We start from the raw sequence: 20,642 nt of genomic DNA, 5'->3' as shown, positions 1-20,642 counted from the left end.
CCTGCGGTGTCGTATCAGCAGGTCACCATGCAGTTCAGGTCACTGTCCCTGCCGAACTCACCGTCCCCGCCAGATCACGGCCGAGCTGCCGGATCGTAGGCGTACACGGACACCCAGTCGAGCATCAGGTTTCCGTTACTGGTCCCGAACCCGTTGGTTTCGGTCTGCAACTGCCACCGCATGGGCGTCGACGGCACGAAGGCCGTGCTGTCGAGCACCACCTGATCGTCGAGTAGATACCGAACTCGCCCAGGTGACCATTCGATGGTGTACGTATGCCAGTCGGTGAACTTCGCACCGATGTTTCTGGCAACGTCCTGGCATCCACCTACACATGATCCGGCACCGGAGTAGTGGTGGAATCCGCCGACATTTCCGGCCAGACCGCCCTCGGGAAAGTCGAACTCGCCGTCGCGTGGCCACACTTCCGACTGCGGCCACAGCAGCCACGCCACGTAGTATTCGTCGAGATTCGCGCTGTCGACCTTGAATCTGGCCGAGTATCGTCCGTACGTCTGATTCTGATTCTGTCCGTTGATCAGCGGTGAAGGATTCGCACCCGCCGGCTTGCCGTCGACGCTGTGAAGGTTGAAGTTCATCACCCCGTTCTTCACGCTGAGTACCCGATCTGGTCGATACGGTCGTTTCTGATACGTGTCGAGATAGCAGTTCGGATACGTGCGCCACTTCTGTCCCTGTGCGCCGGTGTACACGATCTTGTTCGGATCACACGCATTCGCGAATGTTCCCACCGCAGCATCCTTGGTGAAATCGTCGTAGAAGATCTGACGCCACCCGTTGAGGTTTCCTCGCGGTACCGCGACTCCCGACGGGTTGGACACAGGTTGAGCTGTCGTCGTCGGGGCTGTCGTCGGCGCACCACTAGTCGGGACGGCAGTCGTCGGTGGAGTCACGACGGCACCGACGTACGACCATCGCTGCGCCGCACCGCCGTTGCACGCCCGCAGCACTGCCGGGTTTTCGTTCGCATTGACGCCGTCTCGATTTTCGAGACACAGACCACTGCTCTGATGACGCACCGTCCCTCCGTCGCCCGCGCTCCACCGCTGGATCGACGCGCCGGTGCAGTTCGCGATCACCACTGCCACTCCGGCCGTGGCCGCACCGTTCAGCGGCCCTATGCATTTGGTCTGCACACGCACCGTTCCATCGTCTTCGACACTCCACGATTGAGCGGCCGAACCGTTGCAATCGTAAATCTGGATGGGATTGGAGACGGTGGTGACACCCCATTTGTTTTCCAGGCACCGACCGCCAGGGGTCTTCACCGTGCCGATCACCGCTGCGTCCGACGCGTTGGCCGACAGTACGGCCGAGCCCGCAAGAGCGAGCACGGACACCGCGAGAATCGAACCCGCTCGTTTCCATCGCGCCCAGGACGATATTCTTTCCGGAACCGAAGTACGCAGATCTTTGTCCATGCGCTTCCCTCTTCCAGCGTGCCAGGGGCGGTGCCCCGTGGTGAATACCTGCCACCGGCGTGGCAAATGGTGTCGTCACCCTACCGACAGCAAAGGAACCTTTCTGACAAAACGTCAATCATGGAGGGATCGGAAGAATTGCTGGAAAGAAGCCGGACTCACTCGGTTTTCGCAACTCCGCTCCGGATCCTGGACGACTACGACGTAGGGCCCAATTCGACGCTCTAGTTCCCTACACTGACCTCGACGTATATTCACGACTTCTGGAGGCTCCACTGTGCGCGCGTTGGTAACCGGAGGCGCTGGTTTCATCGGATCGAACTTGGTGGACAGGCTGCGAAACGAGGGACATCAGGTTCTCGTCGTGGACAATCTCGCCACCGGGCGCGAAACCAACCTGAGCGACGCACTCTCGTCCGGCACCGTCGATCTCGAACCCCTCGACGTCGGTTCCGACGACCTGGGTCCGGTGTTCGCGTCGTTCCGCCCCGAAGTGGTCTTTCACCTCGCGGCCCAGATCGATGTCCGCCACAGCGTCGACGACCCGGTCTTCGACGCCTCGGTCAACATCATCGGCACGATCAAGGTGGCCACGGCTGCCGCCGACTCCGGCACCCGCAAGATCGTCTTCACATCCTCCGGCGGTTCGATCTACGGCGAGACGACGTCGTTGCCGGTATCCGAGGAACAGCCCGTCTCCCCCAGGTCACCGTACGCGTGCAGCAAGGTCAGTGCGGAGAATTATCTCGAGTGCTTTCGGACCCTTCGGGGCCTCGACTGCAGTCATATCGCGCCGTCGAACGTCTACGGCCCACGGCAGGATCCACACGGTGAGGCGGGGGTTGTCGCCATCTTCACCAAGGCGATGCTGGGCGGATCGACGACCACGCTCTTCGGCGACGGTTCCAATACCCGCGATTACGTGTACGTGGACGACGTCGTGTCCGCCTTCGTCGCCGCATCGGGATCAGCCGGTAGCGGCCGGCGCTTCAACATCGGGACCGGGATCGAAACCTCGGATCTACAGCTGCATCAGGCAATCTCCGACGCCGTCGGCACCACACCGGATGCACGGTGGCTACCGGCCCGCCCCGGTGACGTACGACGTTCGGCGCTGGACGCCCGGCGCGCGGGAACCGTCCTCGGCTGGTCTCCGACGTTCGATCTACGCGACGGCATCGCCAAGACCGTCGAGTTCTTTCGTGACGGCAGTCTGATCGAACGTCGGTGAGCGCTGCCGCAGCGACGCGCCGCGTGCACGTACCCCGTATGGACGTCGTGCATGCCGGACCCCGGATCACCTCGGTCATCGGGCCGGTCGAGGTTCCGTCAGCGGATGTGATCCGAAAGCGACTGTCGCGGATGGTCGTCGCGGGCGCACATACGCGACTCGGCCTTCAGCCGTCTCCCTCGTCGAACCGGTGGATGTACGATCCCACCTTCACGCCTGGTGTTTCGACGCTCGAACGCCACGACCAACCGTCGGATCTGCTGGATCCCCCCGCGCTCCGCGGCCACGATTCGAGTCCGCTGAGTGTGACGACATCCGGGGACTATCTACGCACCGACCATGATCACGGTCTCGGCGAAATCGATTTCGGGCTCATCGTGCATGCGGTGATACTCGGTTCCGTCGACCCGACCGACCCGACGATCTGGGCTCGCTCTCGCCGATCCATGTCGGGTGTGGGAACGGCGCTCGTTCGGACATTCGGCTCCGATCCTCGGCGAGCCGTCGCACTGATGCGCGATCTTCGCTCACCACGACCGGCACCGCCCGTCTTCGACGGACCCACTCTGCCCTGGACTCCCCACCGCAGCGGCGCCGTCTCGACGGCAACGGCCGCAACTTTGGACACTGTGAAAAGTTGGCGGGACAGACATGCCACCGGGGTGTCGATGTTCGCCGTGAACCTCGCCGTCTGGCATCGAGCGCTGGCGGCCGAGGGAATCACGATCGATCCCGTGTCGACCATTCCGTTCGACGGACGCCGCTATCTGGCCGAAAACCGTTCGCCACTCGGAAATTTTGTCGCCGGATTGCAATTTCGACTCGGTGATCGGCCATCGCCGCGAACGGTTCACGATCAGATATCGACTGCTGCCCGCACCGGCAGGCCGGTGGCCAATCTTGCTCTCACCTGTGCGAAATCACGCCTGGCCCGTGGCGGATCCTTCGTACCGACCACTGTCGCCGCCAACCCGTCGGCGCATATCATCTTCTCCCACCTCGGGACCGTACCGCGCTCTGGCAGCATCGCCTGGAAACGGGCAGGCGCGCCGGCTTTCTACGTCGCGCACAGCGATCCGGCCGGGCCCGACGGGCTGACTCTGACATCAGCGGTCGTCGACGGCTCCCTGATCACCACGGGGTCGTTCCACGCAAACGTCTTCGACGCACGCAGCGTCGCACGTGCACTCGACAACGCCGCGCAGGATCCGCTGCAGTTCCTTTCCGCCCGATGACCGGACGCACTGCCCAGCCCGGTGCGACCGAGCACCGACCTGTCAGGTAAAATAGGCAAGCCTTCCCTATGTATGGACCTGGCTCGTGCCCTCGAAGACAGATGCCGGAGTTGTAGTGACATCGAATATCCCTGCGCCCCTGGCGCTCGCCGTGATCGTGTGCTGCTACACGCAGCAGCGGATCGCCTCGCTGATCGACAGCGTTCACGCCGCACGAGAGCAGGCTGACGTCAACTTCGACGAGATCATCGTGGTCGTCGACAACAACGAGGCACTCGGCGTCGAACTCCGCTCCGTGCTGCATCCAAGCATCCGAATAGTGAGCAACACCGGCACACCCGGATTGTCAGGTGCACGAAACACCGGAGTGGGCGCCACGGAAGCCGACGTCGTGGTGTTCGTCGACGATGACGCAGTTCTGCGACACGGCTCGCTCGACGCCGTCCGGACCGCATTCTCGGACCGGGACATCCTGGCCGTGGCCGGCGCCGTCCACGCTCGATGGGAAGCCGGCGCACAGCCCTGGTGGTTCCCGGACGAATTTCGCTGGGTGGTCGGCTGCGACTACCGCGGGTTGCCCGGTGACGGCAGACAGGTTCGCAATCCCATCGGCGCCGCGATGGCGGTGCGTCGCAAGGAACTCCTCGCCGTCGGCGGATTCTCCGACCGCCTGGGCCGGGTGGGCACCGTCCCGGCAGGTTGCGAGGAAACACTGATGGGAATACAGCTGCGGCAACATTTTCCGTCGTCACGCATCATCCGGGCCGAGAACCTCGCAGTTGACCATCACGTTCCGGAGGCCCGCTCGACTCTGCGCTACTTCGTACAGCGATGCCGCCACGAAGGGCGCTCGAAGGCCGTCCTGTCCTCGATCGTCGGCTCCTCCGACGGACTCGCGGCCGAGCGCGCATTCGTGCTGCGTACCCTCTCGAGCGGTGCCGTTCGCTACGTCAGGGCCGCGTTCGGATTGCGCACACCATTGCCTGTCGTCCGAATCCTCACGATGCTCCTCGGGCTGATCGTGACCGCCACCGCCACCCTGCGATCGTCACTGAGGATGTCGAGCCGATCGCCCCGCACCGCTGCTGCCGATTCGACACCTGTGGCCGTCTCGGCTGATTCGACTCCTGTGGCCACAGACGAGCTCGTCAGCGTGGTGATTCCGACGGTCGGTCGACCGTCTCTCGCCGACACCGTTCGCACGATCCTCGAGCAGGACCACACGAACATCGAAGTTCTGGTGGTGGACAACCGACCCCACCGCCCGGACGTCGTCACCGTGATGGCTCAGTTCGATGATCCCCGGGTGAGAATTCTCCAGCAACCGAAACCGGGGGTCTCCGCAGCGCGCAATCGCGGCACCGCGCAAGCGCGCGGTTCCCTGATCGCCTACACCGACGACGACGCCTTACCGGAGCCGAACTGGATCTCGGCCGTCCTCACCACCTTCCGATCCGACACGACCGGTCGCGTCGGTGGTGTCACGGGCCGAGTCCTGGGCACGGAATCGACGACGCGCGAACAGGAATGGTTCGAAGCCGCAGGCATCTTCGACAAAGGCGAAACACCCAATGTCTGGGCACTAGAACCCGATCCCCGATTGATCGAGCTCGGCCGTGCCGGTGAACACAGCGTCTTCTTCCCGTACACCGCCGGCGAGTGCGGCACCGGAAACAACATGGCGTTCCGGGCCGCCACACTGCGAGCCGTCGGTGGCTTCGACGAGCGTCTGGGGACCGGAACACCGACGAAGGGCGGCGAGGATCTCGACATATACCGCTCGGCGATTCTCGCGGGCTGGGCGATCGTGTACAACCCCGAAGCAGTGGTCAGGCACTATCACCGCGACAACATTGCCGACCTGCGGATCCAGAGTTACGGGTACGGAACGGGTATGGCAGCCTCGTTGACGAAGCTGGTGTTCTCGGGGGGTCACGGCGCGCGGGCGGTCCTCTCGTTGGTGCCACGTGGTCTCCACATGCTGCTCGCACCCACTTCCTCGAAGAACAGCGACATACCGTCTGAATGGCCGTTCCATCTTCGACTGCTCGAGATCTGGGGATACGCCGTCGGTCCGGCCCTGTACCTCCGTAGTCATCTGATCGCGAAGAGATCAGACGGTCGATCGTGAACGTACCGACCACCGTGGGCGCAGCTCATCGCCGCGACCCGGTCAGCCGGCTTTCCACAACTGTATCGGCGGACCGAAGCAGGCACAGCTGGAATCCGCGTGTGGCAGCGGTCATCGGTGGCACACTGGCACTGTTCTTGCTGATTCTCGACGCACTCGTGGCATCGTCGAATGCCGAAGTGATCCCGGCCCCGATTCGCATCGTCCTCGTCGTCGCCGGCATGACCGTACTGCCGGGACTTCCCGTCGTGACGGCACTACGTATATCCAGCAGATCACTTTCCGCCGGTTTGACGATCGCGCTGTCGTTCGCGATCACCATCCTGCTCGGCCAGGTCTCCATGATGGTCGAATCGTGGTACCCGCTACGCAATCAGGCCATTCTCGCCGGGGTTTCCCTTGCCCTGAGTATCGCGGTCTACCTCAGGGCGCCGTGGACGCGCCGCACACCACGCGGCCGCGCCCCGATCGCCGGGAACACACGCCGATTCCGGGCACTGGCGTCGGCTGTGCTGGTGGCTTCCTTGGCCCTCTTCGCCGTCGCCACGAGCACACTCGACTACTCGGCGGCTGGACACTTCGGAATCATCGGTGAAATCGGGGCACCGTACTACCTCGGCATCACGCTCGTCGCGGGCGTCGTCGTCGCGGCGTTGACTCGAAAGCATCTCGATCACGCGGTCATGACCGCAGCGACGCTGGTCATGATCACTTACACGACACTGCTCGTCACCGTGGCGTCCGGACAGACCTCGGTACCGACGGCATTCGTCCACCGCGGCTTCATCGCCACTCTCACTCAGGCCGGCGCACTGCCCAGCGGAGTGGACGCACGATTCAGTTGGGCCGGATTCTTCTCCGCCGGAGCACATCTCGTGGAATCAGCCGATATCCTCGATGCCGGACCGCTACTGGCGTGGGCGCCCCTCTTCTTCGGCGCCGTACTGCTCTTTCCGCTGTATTCGATTGCGATCTCGATTACCGGCAATGTTCGAATGGCATGGTTCGCGATAGTTCTGTATCAGCTGTTCAACTGGTACCAACAGGACTACTTCGCTCCGCAAGCCGTCGCATTGATGTTCTACAGCACGATCATCGCCACTTTGTTGTGGCAACTTCGCCGAACCCCCGTTCCGACCATCGCGCCGGGAATCCTCGCGTTCGTGCTCACGGCGCCGCGTCGCACTCCCGGTCTGGTCGACGGTTTCGGCAAGATCAGAACCCAGGTGCTCGGTGCGATCCTGCTCGTGTTGATAGTCGCGAACACGGTGACGCATCAGATCACACCGATTCTCGCAATCATCGCTCTGGCGTTCTTCTCCCTCTTCGGAGTGACCCGATACCGAACACTCTGGTTGGCCGCCGGACTGATCTTCGCAGCGTGGTTCAGCTACGGTGCGACGGATTTCTGGATAGGCCATCTGAAATCGATCTTCAGTGAAGTAGGTCAGGTCGGTGCGTCGGTCGGGCGCGGCGTCGGCGACAGACTGTCCGGCGACCCGACATACCAGAGGATGCAATATCTTCGCATCGGCGCGTCGGGAGTGTTCGTACTGACGGCCTTCGTCGGGTGGATCCTGGCTCGCGGGCGCAAGACGTGGCTGGTGGCCGGAGCAGTGTCCGCAGCCCCCTTTTCGCTGGTTGCCTTGCAGAGCTACGGCGGCGAGATGATCATCCGTTGTTTCGTGCTCGCATCGCCAGTCCTGGCGCCGTTCGCAGCCGTGGCCTTGACCCACTTGGTCTTTCGAGTGCATAGAACAACTGCTGGACTACCTCGCCGCATTCTCACCCGCGGCCCGAGTTGGGCGTTCGCGGCCGGCGCAACCATCACTCTCGTCTTGATCTCGTTGGTACTGACCACCAATCGTGGCCTCAACACCGCGTTCGAGGCATCGACCGACGACCAGGTTGCCGTCTCGGATCGATTTGTCGCCGACATGCCACCCAATACGACTGTGCAGGCCTGGAGCCATGCTCCACACACGATCAGCGCACGTCGCATTCTCGACCCGACCGGCCCGAGAATGCAGTTCATCGACAGTTATCCCTGTCTGAACAACCTCAGTGCCTGCGCCCTCGACCGCAGCCCCGATTACATCTACATCACCAGTCAGGGGTTGGGGATGCTCCGGTTCCAGTACGGCATGGCACCCGAGTACCTACAGGACCAGATCGACGCGATCGAGGCGAGTGGTCGATACGTGCCGATGACGGATCTGCCGAGTATCACGATTCTGCGACGAATCGATTCGCCTGCACTGCAATTGGAGGCACCGTGACCGGCGCTGTCGTATTCTTCGTCCTCTCGGGACTGCTGTGGTTCGCCGGGGTCGTTCTGCGCGAACGCGACGTTCCCCGCGAAGGCGTCATCGGACGCAGCCATACCGCGCAGGTACTCTCGGTCGCACTGACCGCCTCGGTGATCGTCGCCGCCACGTTGACGTTCGTTCGACTGATCGCGCTGTCGATATGAGTTCCCGGACAATTCTGCGCCGTCTCGTTCGCGGGGCTTCGGCCGCCGTGATCGCACTGTGCGCGGCCTGCACCGTACCCACGTCGACGAATCTGGTCGCCGCGCCGACCGCCGTCGACCACTGCGTCGAACCCTCGGCTTCTCCGAGCGGAGTGCCTCTACCCACCGGCAACCTACCCGGCTGGAAGCAGATCTTCACCGACGATTTCAACCGCTGCGAGCTCGGATCGTCCTGGAGCGCCTACTCCGGGCAACCCGGCGGGAATCCGCAAGGATGGTGGGACGAATCGATGGTCGGAGTGCACGACGGAAAGCTTCAACTGCGCTCGGAACGAACATCTTCCGGCTGGATCAGCGGTGGTGTCTCCAACTATCCTGTCACGCAGCTGTACGGCCGCTGGGAGATTCGCATGCGAGCAGACCCAAGCGACGACATCTCATATCACATGCTTCTGTGGCCGCAGCAGGACCAGTGGCCACCCGAAATCGACTTCGCGGAAAGTGTCAGTGGCACGCGCGACGAGATGTCCGCATTTCTTCACTGGGTCGATCACGGGCGAAATGACAAGAAGGGGGTCTCGACCACAGGCGACTTCGCACAGTGGCACACCGTCGGGGTGGAGTGGGGCCCTGGCATCGTGCGTTATCTCCTCGACGGCCAGGTATGGTCCGAAGCCCACTCGGACCTGATGGTTCCAGACCTTCCCATGTGGCTCGGCCTGCAAACCGAAGCCGGATCATGTGAGCGGCGTGAGGAGTGGGGCTTTGCACCGTGTAGCGACGATTCCTCGCTGCGACCGGACGAGGTTCTCGTCGAGATCGACTGGGTCAGTGTCTACGAACCGATCTGGAGCGAACTCGAGGCGGCGCAGTCGGCGGGCCGATTCGCACCGCTGCCTTCGGCGATTCAGTTCACGGACGACTGAGCTGGATCGGACACCCATCGAATCGATCTGACCAACGGCACCAACAGGATGACGGCGGATACGCTCTCGGCCACGATGTATGCCCAGCCCATCGCCGACAATCCCCGAGCGGGGACGAACGCGATACTGATTCCGAGAATCAGTGCGGCATTGACCAGTTGAACAGTGGTGGCCAGCACCAGCTTGCGACGCACCCGGGCGATGGCGGTGTAGGCAAAAGCTACCGATGCCGGGACGAGTGCCACCGCGGCCAGGCGTAACAGTGGCTCGCCTTCGTCACGGTAGCGTTCCCCTACCATCGCGAGCAGGAACGGGCCGGCCACCGAGAACAGGACGATACCGCCGGCGCAGACGGTCGCGAGAAGGACCAGGAATTTCCGGGTCAGCTCCGCGACCCTGTCGGGTTCTGCGGCGGCAGCAGCAACATAGGGTCCGGTGAGCATCGTCAGCAGGACCAGGACGGCCGTCACCAGCGACCACGAGATGGCGAAGTAGGCGTTCGCGTCGGCACCGAGTCGAGCGACCACGATCAAGGGAAGCATCAGCGGCGCAAGTGCACTGACCACATAGATGCCGTACGACGCGAACAGGTACTGGCCGATCTCACGTCGTGGTGGTAACAGGGACGGGCGATCGATATAGCCTGCGGTGCGCAGTCGTCGCGCCACCGCGACCCCGAGCACGGCGACGCCCACCCCGGCTGCGATCGTCCACGTCCAGATGACTGCCAACCGCGAGGCGGTATATGCCAGTGCAAGTGCCAGTACAAGTTTTGCGAGCGCGTGCAGGACGTTCTTACCCGCCGCCCACCCGGCTTCGCGCAACGCCACCGCAGTCTGATCGAGAAGCGCGAATGCCGAGAACACCACCACGATCACCGGAAACGTCAACATCTGCCACCGGTTCTCGAACATCTCGTCCGTCGGACCGAGCACGAGAAAGAGACCGGCCAGAACCGATCCGAACACACCGCCCACCGAGAAACCCAGCCACACCATGGTTCTCGAACGGCGGCCTGCCATCGGCAGGAAACGTTCGAAGACCGCGCCGAGGCTCAGGTTACCGAAGGCGGAAAGCATGGTCGCGGTGGTGATCACCGCTGCCGCCGCGCCTACCTCGCGCGCTGGATACCATCGTGCGATGACAGCCCAGTAGAGCATGCCGATCATTCCGGTGATCAGCGCTGAAACTGCCAACGCCAGGGTGTTTCGTTCGAGGCTGCGTCCCGGCAGCGCAGTCGGATCGGCAATCTCGCCGACAGGTGACGAGGCTCCGACAGGACCTGCCGGTGCGTTCACTCCGCCAGTTCGCGAATATCCGCTTTCGCGGACTCCTTGTGAATGTGCCGAGTTTCGCGCCAGTGCCGCCATTCCTGACCAATCGTCCGCAGCACCCGCATTCCGTCGCTGTAGGCGTTGAGATTGCTACGCCCGTGAATTCGAGGGCCTTCGAAGCTGCCTACCTCGACGATATTGAGACCGCTGGTTGCGAGCCGGACGTTGATGACCGTCTCGATCTCGAAGCCGTCTCCCCACTGCGAACGGGAGTACTCCACCGGTGCCAGTTCGATGAGCGGAGCATGCTCGGCCCAGAAAGCGTTGTACCCGTAGCACAAATCGGAGAAATCCGTTCGGAAGACCAGGTTGACCAACCCGTTCAAGCCCTTGTTCCCCAGCTTGCGCAGGGTAGTGATGTCCGAGCTGCCGCCTTGACCGACGAATCGACTGCCCTTGGCCAGATCGGCACCACCGACCAGCGCTTCGACGAAGAGCGGAATCTCACCCGGGTCCGTCGAGCCGTCTGCATCGATGGTGACGATGATGTCACCGGTACATGCCGCGATACCGCAGGCGAGCGCATTGCCCTTACCGCTGCGTGTCTGAACCACGAATGTCGCATCCGGCCAGAGCTTCTGAGCCACTGCCACGGTGTCGTCGGAGGAGTTCCCGTCGACGAAGACGATCTGATCGATTCCACCCGGCATGCGAGATGCCACGAACGGAAGGTTCTTGGCTTCGTTCATCGCCGGGATGATCACGGACACCGTCGGCGTGCCGCGACCGGTGTCGGACTTCTTGGCGGCCGGCTCGGGGCTCTGCGGCTGGGCGAATTCCGTGCCCGAATCGCCGATCGGGATAGCGGTACTCAAGACACTCGACTCCACTCGACAGAAATAGAACGGGAAGTGAACCGGTTGACGACTTTCCACTCACGTTGCGCAAGATGGCGGTTCGGCTCGTGCAATTCGAAGAACTGCTTGCCTTACAATAGAAGGTAGGCAAGCCTTAGCAAAGCAGTAGCCCCCAGGTGTGTCCACTGTCACATAGTTTCGGGCGGCCTTTCACTGTCCACTCCGGTATTGCAATACCACGAATGAGAACGGGAAATCACCACGTGCGCACCCAGATCGCGATCATCGGCGCCGGACCGGCGGGTTTGACGCTCGCCCGGTTGCTCCACCTGCAAGGCATCTCGTCGGTGGTGATCGAGAGCCGCAGCCGCGAACATGTCGAATCGCGCACCCGCGCCGGAATTCTGGAGCAGCCCACGGTCGATCTGATGGCCGAGATCGGGGTGGGCGATCGACTTCGGCGAGAGGGCCTCCGACACAACGGGTTCTACGTTCGATTCGACCGCACCACCCATCATCTCGATTTCAACCGGCTACTCGGCGGTCAGGCCACGGTGTACGGACAGCAGGAGCTCGTCAAGGATCTGATCGAACAGCGGGTCGACTCCGGCGAGCCGCTGTACTTCAACTCCCCGGTCACGGCCGTCCACACCGGGTCCGACGAGGCGATGGTGACCTTCGAGCATGCAGGCTCGTCGGTCGAGCTGCATGCGGATTTCGTTGCCGGCTGCGACGGATTCCACGGAATCAGCCGGACCCACATCCCCGAAGACCGACGCAACGAGCTCAGTCGTACGTACCCGGTCGCCTGGCTCGGCATTCTCGCGCGCACGACTCCCACGGTGCCCGAAGGTATGTACTGCGCTCACCCGAACGGGCTTTCGGTACACAGCATGCGCGGCACTCGAATCACCCGACAGTATCTCCAGGTTCCGGCCGGCACCTCGCTCGAAGACTGGTCGGACTCCAGGATCTGGGACGAACTCGCCACGAGAAGCGCCTCCGACGACTACCCGGAGCTCGAGCGGGGCGAGATCTTCGACAAATCCCTGGCCACGCTCCGAAGCGTGGTCTGCGAGACGATGCAGCACGGACGCCTGTTCCTGCTCGGCGACAGCGCGCACATCGTCCCTCCCACGGGCGCCAAGGGACTCAATCTCGCCGTGTCCGACGCCTGCACTCTCTCCCACGCGCTCGGCGGTTACTACACCGCAGGTGTCCGCGAGCATCTGGACAATTACTCCGAGACCTGCCTCCCCCGAATCTGGGCGGCCCAGCATTTTTCGTCGACGCTGACGACAACATTGCATGCGCTGTCCGACGATCCGATGGAATGGCGTCTACGCCAGGCACGGCTTCGTCGTTGGAGCGGCTCGGAAGCTGAACAGCGTGCACTCGGCGAGGTCTACCTGGGATTGCCGTTCCCCAAACCGTGGCACTACAGCTGACGCGAAGCATCGGCACCCGCCGACGGTGGATACGAAACCGACGACTGGTACGGGACTTCGGGCAACTCGATACCGAAGTCCCGTACCAGTACCGAACGCACTTCCGAATCCTCGAGTTCACGGGTGCGCCGCACTGCGCCGTTCGTCTGACCGAGTCGATACCCGTGCCCCGGCGAGCACGAGAGTGTGTGCCGAACACCACGAGCGGTCACCGAACACACGATGGTTCGCGTGAAGCGAGCCAGCGGTGACGTACTGTGCCACCACGCCATGGCCGCGAAATCCGCCAGCGGACGCACACTTCCCTCCGTCCGATACGCGGTCCCGCCCGGGAAGAGCACGTCCACCGGCCCCAGGTCGGACATCGAGGCCGACACCGCGTCCCCGCCGAATCCCGCATCCGCCAGCCGATACTCGCCGTCGAGGTCCACCACCACTGCGACGTGCCCCAGCGGTGGCCCCGGAACTCCGTCGGCCAACACCGATGCGCCGGTCAATTGCGCGTCGAACCCCACGGTGCGTAGAGCGCGAGCGAGCAGCCCGTTCAGTTCGTAGCAGATTCCGCCGCGCCGCTGGCGGACCAGTTTCTCCTCGATCACCTCCACCGTGACGTCGACGGGCCTGCCGAGGTGGATGTCGAAATTCTCGAAGGGAATCGCGGCCAGCTGGGCCGTCACGATCGTCTCCAGAAGCTGCAGGTCAGGGCGGATCGTTCGGGTTACGCCCGGCAGTCCGATTCGATCGAGGTACTGCGAGAAGACCGCCGTCGACATGACGGACTCGTCGTCTCGATCCGACCGACGAACCGGAACGTGTCCGACAACCTTTGCAGAAGAGACAAACTGTGTCGCAGATCGCACCAACCCGCCTATCTCGACGAAAGTCATGTGTGTAGCCTACCCTAAGACGCGGTGGCATCAGCGATCGATCCGATAGCGAGAGATGCCCGATTGGAGTACACGATGCTTACCCTCCCATCTCAGTCGCAATCCCAGTCCCTCAGTGGCAAAGGGATTCGACTGTCCCGGATTTCCGGTCACTCGACGGGCCGGAATGTTCATCGTCCCGATGGACCATTCGGTCACCATCGGGCCACTCGGCGACGCCCAGCACGCCGACACCACCGTCCGCACCCTCGCCGATGCCGGTGCCGACGCCGTGGTCTTACATCGTGGACGTGTCCGGCACGTCTCGCCCCGGACCTTCGCCAAACTCGGCCTGATCGTCCACCTCTCGGCGGGCACTACCCGCAGCATGGACCTTTATTCCAAGGTTCTGGTGGGAACGGTCGAGGATGCAGCGCGATACGGTGCCGACGCGGTCAGCATCCACGTCAACATCGGAGCTCCGACAGAGAACGAACAACTCAAGGATTTCGGTGCCGTCTCTCGAGAATGTGAAATCCTGGGCATTCCGTTGTTGGCGATGATGTACGCGCGCGGACCCCAGCGCGGCGCAACTGCGCCGGATGCAACAGAACTCTCGCACCTCGCGTCCATCGCTACCGACCTGGGCGCCGACATCGTCAAGCTCGACTACTCCGGGTCGGAAGAGTCCATGCGAAAAGTTGTCGACAGCTGCCCGATACCGATAATCGTCGCAGGCGGCGAGCCGATGGGTGGCGATCACCGGGCCGTCGCCCTCGGCACCGAGATCATGGGCTCGGGCGTGGCGGGACTGAGCTTCGGCCGTAATGTCTTTGCAGCCGACAATCCGTTCGCGGTGACCGCAGCACTGTCGAGTCTCGTGCATCGACCCGCCGTCATGGAATCCGCACCGGAACGCCACACTCGCGCGGCAGCGCTCGAATCCGTGTAGCCCATCACCGTTCACACGCGGATGTGTGAACGCAGTACCGAACGACCCGTGCAGTACCGAACGAAGGGAACTTGTCCACTCATGGACACCGCAATCGTCACCGACCAGATAGTGCCCGTCAGCGGCGCAGGTACAGATGTCCGGCGGACACCGGTCAGCCGCGAAGGGCATTTCGCGTGGCTCGACGTGCGCGCGGTCGGCAAGGACCTGCTCCCGGCGATCGTCCAGGCAGCACTGCATCACCGGATCGACGGAATTCTGTCGGACACGATCGGCACGTTCGACGGTCTGCCGCCCACCGTCCGTCGTATTCTCGCGGTCGACGAACCCGTCGCTGACGACTTCCCCTACGACAACGTCGATCTGGTGATCGTCGGTGACCGCTCGCAGGTTCACTCCCCTCATATCGGCCACACTCCGGATCGTGGTGTTCACGTCGTCGTCTCCGATGCCCGCACCCTGCAGGACGCCTGTGAGGTGGTTCGCGAGGTTCCCTGGACACTGCTCACGTTCACCGACCCGACCAAGATTCCGCTCGAGATCGTCATCGCTGCTGCCGAGAACTCGGGGGGCCACACCATCACGACGGTCACCGACGTCGAGGACGCGGAAATCGTGAAGCTCGTCCTCGAACACGGCTCCGACGGGCTGCTCCTCGCGCCGCGCAGTGCGGACGACGTGGTTCGGCTGGCACGCATCGTCGATCACCAGCTCGCCGGGATGGAGCTCTCCGAACTGATCGTGGAGAAGGTGGAGCACATCGGCATGGGCGATCGTGCATGCATCGACACGTGCTCGTTGCTCGAGAAGGACGAGGGCTGCCTCATCGGTTCGTTCTCGACCGGCATGTTCTTGTCCTGCAGCGAAACCCATCCACTGCCGTACATGCCGACGCGGCCGTTCCGCTGGAATGCCGGCGCGGTGCACTCCTACGTGCTCGGCCCGGACAACCGCACCCGCTACGTCAGTGAACTGCAGGCCGGTATGCCCATCCTCGCGATCCGCACCGACGGCAGTGTGCGGGAGGTTCGGATCGGCCGAGTCAAGATCGAGAAGCGCCCGCTGATCTCCATCACCGCCGTCGCACCGAACGGCAAGAAGGTCAACGTCATCGCGCAGGACGACTGGCATGTGCGCCTGCTCGGTCCCGGGGGCAGCGTCAACAACGTCACCGAGTTGACCGCGGGCGACGTGCTCCTCGGCTACGTCCCCACCGAAGCCAGGCACGTGGGGCTACCCATCACCGAATTCTGCGACGAGCGCTGACGCTGTGGCAGATCACCCCGACATACTCTGGTACATCGGCTCGAACGACGGTGAGGTGCCGTGGGATCCGCGGCACCGTTACCCGCCGTCGTTCACCGCTCTACGTGAGCAGGCGCGCAATCTCGACCGTCTCGGCTATTACGGCGCGCTGACCACGGCCAAGGAACCGATTTCACTCGTTGCCGAAACCGAACGACTGAAATTTCTGATTCCGGAGTATCCGGGCGTGAAGCCACCGACACTGCTTGCCGAGCAGGCTCAGGTGTTCGACCATTACTCCGGCGGCCGATTGATCTTCAATCAGGTCAACGGCGCCGATCCGGTACTGGCGCGATACGGCCGGTTCCATTCCAAGGACGAGAGGTACGCGGTCTCCGAGGAGTACTGGAAGCAGTTCAAGCGACTGTACGCCGACGACGCCGACGCGTACGACGGCGAGTATTTCCGGTACGGCGCCCAGTACAAGCCGTCTATCCCCGGCCCACGACAAAGTGGCGGGGTCCCGATCTGGGGAACGGGCGCCTCCCCGGCCGGGATCTCCCATGCAGCAGCGGTTCTCGACGCTTACCTCACGTTCATGGGTCCGGCCGAGTCGATGTCCACGCTGTTCACCCGGGTCCGCAAGGCAGCTGCGGACACGGGGCGCGAGATGCGTTTCGGCGTACTGGCGAGTGTGATCGTCCGAGAGACCGAAGAGCAGGCGTGGCAACGCTTCGAGTGGCAACTGGCCAACACCTCGGCGGAATCGGTGTTGGCCACTGCGGACCGGAATCTGACCAGCTTCGGATTTCCGGTGCTCGGTGAACTCACGTCCGACGACGCACAGGTGCGCGCACGAATCGAAGCACTACGTCACGGTCGCATCCCTACTCGCGACGAACTCGAGTTCGCACCGAACATGGCGGCGGGGTTGACCACCTGGACCGGCGCGGAACCGCCGTTCGACGTGGCAGGCAAGGGAACCGGCAACTACCTTGTCGGCAGCGCCGACAACGTCGCCGCCCGGATCTCGGAGATGAGCGAGACTCTCGGCATCGACGTGTGGATCCTGTCCGGCTGGCCGCTGGTGTCCGAGGCCAAGATCACCGCGGAACTGCTCTTCCCCCGACTCGGCATCCCGGTTCGACCAGGCCGGGACTCGGATAGATGACCGACACTCCGGGCTGCGAACCGGCACCCGGCACACTGCCTGTTCCATGGGGCTCGGTTCGCGAACGTTTCGACGAGGCCGTCGCCGAGTTCGGTGATGTGACTGCGGTGGTCTGCAAAGGCAGATCGCTCACCTACACCGAACTCGGTACGCGCGCACATCGCAGCGCTCGTGCTCTCCTCGATCATCTCGGCCCCCGACGTGGTGCGGTGGCAATCGATACCGACAACAGCCTCGAGTGCGTTCAGGCCATCGTCACCGTCTTGATCTCCGGTCGTCCGTTGGTTCTGCTCGATTCCCAACTACCACAGGCCCGCCGAGACGACATTCTGGCGCGCAGCGGAGCTACCGCCGTCTCGGCTGCCGACTTGACCCGACTGCCGGCCGCGCCCGATACCGAGTTGCCTGCGGTGTCCGCCGCCGACTGCGCCGTCTTTCTCTTCACCTCCGGCTCCACCGGACGGCCCAAAGGTGTGGTTCAGGGAAACCGGTTGTGGCTCAATCAGGCCGCTGATTTCCGGCGAACGCTCGGTATCGCCCCCGGGATGAAAATCGGTATGGCACTGCCCATCAGCTTCGGCGGCGGGATGGACGTGGTGATGTTCACCCTTCTCAACGGCGCAACCCTGCACTTCCTCGACCCCAGAGAATCCGGGATCGATTCGGTACCCGACTGGATTGCCGACGAAGATCTCGACACCCTTCACGCCACACCGTCACTGTTGCGCGCGATTCTCGCGGTGTGTGAGCACTCCCCCGCCCTGGCCGGGTTGAGTCTCGTCACGACGTGTGGTGAGGCTGTTCACGGCAGCGAGGTCGTGCGCCTGCGTCGGATGACCTCACCAGAGCTGCTCTACTGCAATCTCTCCGGCTCGTCCGAAACCGGAAACCTGGCCTTCAATCTGTTCCCGTCCACCCGATCGATTCCCGATCGGATCCTGCCTGCGGGAGAGGTTGCCACCAACAAGGTGATCCGTCTGGTCGATTCGAACGGTGAGCCGGTTCCGGTGGGCGCCACCGGGGCCATCGTGGTCGAATCCACGTACATAGCCGAGGGTTACGCGCTTGCTGCAGACGGTGTGCCGACAGCCGATCAATCACGGTTCGGCCGAACCCCGGGCAGTGCGCGAACATTCAGCACCGGCGACCTCGGCCGATTCGACGCGGACGGGACCTTGCATCTTCTCGGCCGTGGCGACGACACCGTGAAGGTTCGGGGCTACCTGGTCGCGCCGGCCGAGGTGGAATCCGCCTTACGCCGTATCCCCGGGCTGGCCGATGCCGTCGTTGTCGCCCGCACCGTCGACGACACCGTCGTACTGGTGGGGTATGCCGCCACCGAATCCGGTACCCGCGCGCCGTCCGTGGCCGACGTTCGCGGCAGTCTCCTACGAGCACTACCGTCGTGGATGGTTCCGACGCATCTGGTTCTGCTGCCCACCCTGCCCCGGAACGAACGCGGAAAGGTGGACCGGTCCGCACTGCCCGCACCCGCGACTCGACCGGAATTTCGCCGCCCCACCACACGAACCGAGATCTCGGTGGCCGCGGCCTGGTCCGACGCCCTCGGGTTGGACGCGATCGGCCTCGACGACGACTTCGCAGCCCTCGGCGGCGACTCATTGCAGACCCAGCAGATGCTGACTCGCATTCGGGCCGAGTTCGGAGTCGACCTGACCTCGGCGTCGACGGCCGAGTATCCCACCGTCCAACGCCTCGCCGACCACCTCGACGATGCACACCCACGCCCGCGTGGATCGATACTGGTCCCACTTCGGACCAGCGGTCACCTCGATCCGATCTTCGCCTTCGCCGGTGCGGGATCGACGGCCTTGGCCTTGCTTCCGCTGGCCCGCGAACTCGGACCTGATCAGCCGGTGTACGGATTACAGGCACACGGACTCGAGAATCGTGGACTGCCGGACTGGACTATTCGACGCGCAGCACGGCGGTTCCTGGCACGGATTCGCACTGTTCAACCACGCGGACCGTACATCTTCGTCGGGCACTCGATCGGTGGCGTCATCGCCATGGACGTCGCTCGACTGCTCGAGAAAGCCGGGGAGACGGTCTCGGCCGTGGTCTGTCTGGACACCGTACTCGGCGGCCCGCTGTCCGTCGGTGGACCTGCGCTACCGCGCGGTGCGGTGGCCGACGAACCTGCCGACGCTCCGCCGGTTCCGAAGGCTCCGGACGGTTTTCGGTTGTGGCGCACCCGCGCACAGTTGCTCACCGCCGGCATCATTCGACGGCCGGCACAGCAACAGTGGGATCTCTTCCACGAGCAAGGACGTCGGGTGGCCCTGCTGCACCGCCTGCAACCGTGGGACGGTACCGTCCACGTCGCGATGGCTCGAGATAATCCGGACGATCCTGCGTGGTGGTCGCTCATCGCCCCCAACGTGCGAACGGTGGAGCGGATTCGTGGCGATCACGTCGGCATTCTCAGAGCTCCCGATGTCGCCCGCACCGCGATGCTGGTGCGGAACGCGATCGACGAGGTGCGTCGATGAACGACCGGGCAGCAGTACTGATCGTCGCCCATCAGCATCCCGAGCTTGTTCGCGATCTGGTGCGCTCCCTCGACCACGAGGCGATCGACGTGTATCTGCACATCGACGCCGCGACGTCGTTGCTGCCGTTCGAACAGGCTCTCCGGGAATCGCGTTCGATCACTTTCCTCCGCGGCTCGGACCGAGTGACCGTTCGATGGGGCGGCCTCAGTATCGTCCGGGCCGTGCAAAGCCTCGTGCGGACCGCTCGCGCATCCGGCCGCGACTACCACCGGTTCGTGCTCCTGTCCGGATCCGACATTCTCATCAAACCGCTCGACGACATATTCGACGCCTGGTCGAGCACCACCGAGTTCCTCAGAATCGATCGGAAGCTGACCGGCCCGGACGCCCAGCGACCACACTTCGTCGACCGGCGACACTTCCAGGACTCGAATTTCCCGTTGCGGCATCGAATCAGCGGACGCATCCCTCGATCGGTCGATTCGACGATCGATCTCTACCACGGCTCGACGTGGTGGGCTCTGACCGAACCGGCTACGGCGTACGTCACCACATTCCTGGACAACCACCCCCGGTGGGTGCGGTTCCATCGACACACCCTGTGCGCGGACGAAATAGTCTTCCACTCCGTTCTCAAGGCATCCCCGTTCGCGGCGGCCATCTCACAGGACCGAACAGTCGATTCGGTCGACGAGAACGTACATGAGAACATCCACGGCATGCATTTCATCGACTGGGCGGATCCCACAGCCGTCAGTCCGAAGCTCCTGGGCACCTCCGATATCGATCGATTGAGCTCGTCGGCAGCGTACTTCGCCCGCAAGGTCGATCCGGCATCGTCGCTGCATTCTGCATTCGCGGTGAACCCGCGGTGA

General features: G+C 63.4%; 16 protein-coding genes. 12 read left to right on the top strand and 4 right to left on the bottom strand.

The annotated features are described in order from the left end of the window. Positions 1 to 74: 74 nt before the first annotated feature. Positions 75 to 1,442: a ricin-type beta-trefoil lectin domain protein gene (locus ABH922_RS07725; protein ID WP_424806355.1), complete on the bottom strand. Its 1,368-nt coding sequence runs from the start codon at positions 1,440 to 1,442 to the stop codon at positions 75 to 77. Between the two features lie 277 nt (positions 1,443 to 1,719). On the opposite strand from ABH922_RS07725, the gene ABH922_RS07720 reads away from it, so the two are divergent. From ABH922_RS07720 to ABH922_RS07695, 6 genes are all read left to right on the top strand, one after another. After that, positions 1,720 to 2,673 (top strand): NAD-dependent epimerase/dehydratase family protein, encoded by a 954-nt coding sequence (locus ABH922_RS07720; protein WP_424806354.1) that lies wholly within the window; start codon positions 1,720 to 1,722, stop codon positions 2,671 to 2,673. Beyond that, positions 2,670 to 3,908 (top strand): hypothetical protein, encoded by a 1,239-nt coding sequence (locus ABH922_RS07715; protein WP_424806353.1) that lies wholly within the window; start codon positions 2,670 to 2,672, stop codon positions 3,906 to 3,908. The genes ABH922_RS07720 and ABH922_RS07715 overlap by 4 nt, the downstream gene beginning before the upstream one ends. Before the next feature lie 115 nt (positions 3,909 to 4,023). Further along, positions 4,024 to 6,039, top strand: coding sequence for a glycosyltransferase family 2 protein (locus tag ABH922_RS07710; RefSeq protein WP_424806352.1), 2,016 nt, complete (start codon positions 4,024 to 4,026; stop codon positions 6,037 to 6,039). Positions 6,040 to 6,140: 101 nt separating this feature from the next. Further along, positions 6,141 to 8,318, top strand: a complete 2,178-nt coding sequence (locus ABH922_RS07705) for a hypothetical protein (protein ID WP_424806351.1) — start codon at positions 6,141 to 6,143, stop codon at positions 8,316 to 8,318. After that, positions 8,315 to 8,512, top strand: coding sequence for a hypothetical protein (locus tag ABH922_RS07700; protein WP_424806350.1), 198 nt, complete (start codon positions 8,315 to 8,317; stop codon positions 8,510 to 8,512). The genes ABH922_RS07705 and ABH922_RS07700 overlap by 4 nt, the downstream gene beginning before the upstream one ends. Beyond that, positions 8,509 to 9,438, top strand: a complete 930-nt coding sequence (locus ABH922_RS07695) for a glycoside hydrolase family 16 protein (protein ID WP_424806349.1) — start codon at positions 8,509 to 8,511, stop codon at positions 9,436 to 9,438. The genes ABH922_RS07700 and ABH922_RS07695 overlap by 4 nt, the downstream gene beginning before the upstream one ends. Here the strand turns inward: ABH922_RS07695 and ABH922_RS07690 are convergent. Continuing rightward, positions 9,420 to 10,736 (bottom strand): lipopolysaccharide biosynthesis protein, encoded by a 1,317-nt coding sequence (locus tag ABH922_RS07690; protein ID WP_424806348.1) that lies wholly within the window; start codon positions 10,734 to 10,736, stop codon positions 9,420 to 9,422. The two genes, ABH922_RS07695 and ABH922_RS07690, sit on opposite strands and share 19 nt — an antisense overlap. Further along, positions 10,733 to 11,482: a glycosyltransferase family 2 protein gene (locus ABH922_RS07685; RefSeq protein ID WP_424809602.1), complete on the bottom strand. Its 750-nt coding sequence runs from the start codon at positions 11,480 to 11,482 to the stop codon at positions 10,733 to 10,735. The genes ABH922_RS07690 and ABH922_RS07685 overlap by 4 nt, the downstream gene beginning before the upstream one ends. 329 nt (positions 11,483 to 11,811) lie before the next feature. Here ABH922_RS07685 and ABH922_RS07680 point away from each other — a divergent pair, with 329 nt between their 5' ends. After that, positions 11,812 to 13,017 carry a 4-hydroxybenzoate 3-monooxygenase gene (locus tag ABH922_RS07680; RefSeq protein WP_424806347.1) on the top strand — a complete coding sequence of 402 codons (1,206 nt, stop codon included), beginning with the start codon at positions 11,812 to 11,814 and terminating at the stop codon, positions 13,015 to 13,017. Here the strand turns inward: ABH922_RS07680 and ABH922_RS07675 are convergent. After that, the gene (locus ABH922_RS07675; RefSeq protein WP_424806346.1) at positions 13,008 to 13,904 is read right to left on the bottom strand and encodes an arylamine N-acetyltransferase family protein; all 897 of its coding nucleotides are present in this window, start codon (positions 13,902 to 13,904) and stop codon (positions 13,008 to 13,010) included. The genes ABH922_RS07680 and ABH922_RS07675 overlap by 10 nt on opposite strands. A 115-nt stretch (positions 13,905 to 14,019) precedes the next feature. On the opposite strand from ABH922_RS07675, the gene ABH922_RS07670 reads away from it, so the two are divergent. The 5 genes from ABH922_RS07670 to ABH922_RS07650 all read left to right on the top strand — a co-directional run bounded on the left by ABH922_RS07670 (position 14,020) and on the right by ABH922_RS07650 (position 20,642). After that, a complete protein-coding gene (locus tag ABH922_RS07670) occupies positions 14,020 to 14,835 on the top strand; it encodes a 2-amino-3,7-dideoxy-D-threo-hept-6-ulosonate synthase (RefSeq protein ID WP_424806345.1) in 816 nt (271 codons plus the stop codon). A gap of 81 nt (positions 14,836 to 14,916) precedes the next feature. Then, on the top strand, positions 14,917 to 16,101 hold the full coding sequence (locus tag ABH922_RS07665) for a 3-dehydroquinate synthase II family protein (protein ID WP_424806344.1): 1,185 nt from the start codon (positions 14,917 to 14,919) through the stop codon (positions 16,099 to 16,101). A 4-nt stretch (positions 16,102 to 16,105) separates the two neighbouring features. Next, positions 16,106 to 17,251, top strand: a complete 1,146-nt coding sequence (locus tag ABH922_RS07660; RefSeq protein WP_424806343.1) for an LLM class flavin-dependent oxidoreductase — start codon at positions 16,106 to 16,108, stop codon at positions 17,249 to 17,251. Next, positions 17,248 to 19,764: an alpha/beta fold hydrolase gene (locus ABH922_RS07655; protein ID WP_424806342.1), complete on the top strand. Its 2,517-nt coding sequence runs from the start codon at positions 17,248 to 17,250 to the stop codon at positions 19,762 to 19,764. The genes ABH922_RS07660 and ABH922_RS07655 overlap by 4 nt, the downstream gene beginning before the upstream one ends. After that, positions 19,761 to 20,642, top strand: a complete 882-nt coding sequence (locus tag ABH922_RS07650; protein WP_424806341.1) for a beta-1,6-N-acetylglucosaminyltransferase — start codon at positions 19,761 to 19,763, stop codon at positions 20,640 to 20,642. The genes ABH922_RS07655 and ABH922_RS07650 overlap by 4 nt, the downstream gene beginning before the upstream one ends.

It is taken from the genome of Rhodococcus sp. 27YEA15 (assembly GCF_049739425.1).
In the GTDB taxonomy this organism is placed as follows: Bacteria; Actinomycetota; Actinomycetes; order Mycobacteriales; family Mycobacteriaceae; genus Rhodococcus_F.
The sequence above is the reverse complement of the archived record's forward strand: the minus strand, read 5'-3'. Positions and strand labels throughout refer to the sequence as shown.